Origin of the sequence: Rhodopirellula maiorica SM1 (assembly GCF_000346295.1) — a bacterium.
Classification (GTDB): Bacteria; Planctomycetota; Planctomycetia; order Pirellulales; family Pirellulaceae; genus Novipirellula; species Novipirellula maiorica.
Genome location: NZ_ANOG01000163.1, coordinates 1 through 1,292, shown reverse-complemented (window position 1 = coordinate 1,292; position 1,292 = coordinate 1). Strand labels below are relative to the sequence as shown.

Genomic DNA, 1,292 nt, shown 5'->3' with positions numbered 1-1,292 from the left:
AAAGCATCGACCGCAGCAAGATTGCCCGCCGCGGCTGCCCACATCAATGCGGTTTGCCCTGCCGCTTCCTTGGCGTCCACGTCGGCGCCACCCTTGATCAATGACCGCACGATCGCGACGCTTCCCGTTCGGGCAGCCAACATCAACGGCGTTTCTTTGCCTAATCGTGTCGCATTCACATCGGCATCGTGCCGAATCAGACCGGCCGCAGCCTCTTCGCATCCGTATTCACAGGCGAGACTCAGCGGGCTGACCTGATAGTCGTTCATCGCATTGACGTCACCGCCCGCCGCGACAAGCCGATCGATCATATCGGAACGGTTGTGAAACGCGGCCCAGTGAACCGCCGTCATTCCGTCATCCTGCGCCGCATTGACATCGACTTGCTGGTTCGACAACTGCTTCGCGACGACGTCCCAACGTTGCTGTTCAGCATCGTCGACAAGATCAGCCGCCGAGACGCCACACAACGGTATGCACAGGACAAGTGCGACCGTGGCTCGTCGAATTAGCGGACCACGTGAAAAGAGATTCATGTTCACCTCTTACAACGTCACGGGGTCAAACAAATCGTCGACCGTCCCGGTGCTGTCGGCGAACGTTTCCAACGGCACCCCCACCTTGTTCAGCAGCGTCAGATGGACGTTCGAAAGCGGCGTCGTTTCAGTGAATTTGATGTGACGGCCGCCCTGCATCCCGCCCGCTGCTCCGCCAGCAACCAGGATTGGCAAATCGGTGTGGTCGTGCGCATCCGGATCGCCCATGCCGCTGCCGTACAGATAGAGCGAATGGTCCAACAGAGTGCCGTTCCCTTCGGGCGTTTCACTCATGCGTTTTAGAAAATCGGCAAACAGCGAAACGTGGAAGCGATTGATTTTGGCAACTTTCTCGAGCTTCTCGGGATCGTTTCCGTGGTGCGTCACCGGATGATGCGGATCAGGCACCCCGATTTCTGGGTAGGTTCGTGTACTGGCTTCGCGAGCCAATTGGAACGAAACAACGCGAGTGATGTCACCTTGGAACGCCAACAATTGCAAATCGAACATCAATTTTGCGTGCTCGGCATAAGACGCAGGAACGCCCACGGGCCGATCCAGATCGGGCAACGGATTGTCGGTCGCGTTAGATTCGGCGATTTGAATCCGCCGCTCGACCTCTCGAATACTGTCAAGGTAACCATCGATCTTGTTGCGATCGGCAGCCCCCACACGGTTCTTAATTCGTTTGATCTCCGTTGTCACCAAGTCCAGCAAACTTGAGCGTTTCTGGCGTGCGGCCTGCATCTGCTCGGG

Annotated in this window: 2 protein-coding genes; both read right to left on the bottom strand. The window is 57.3% G+C overall.

Translation table 11 applies throughout. The annotated features are described in order from the left end of the window. Positions 1-536: ankyrin repeat domain-containing protein (locus tag RMSM_RS04975; RefSeq protein WP_040764160.1), on the bottom strand; the 536-nt coding region annotated here is incomplete at its 3' end. A gap of 9 nt (positions 537-545) precedes the next feature. Then, a partial coding sequence (locus RMSM_RS04970) for a DUF1552 domain-containing protein (RefSeq protein WP_040764159.1) occupies positions 546-1,292 on the bottom strand: 747 nt, incomplete at its 5' end.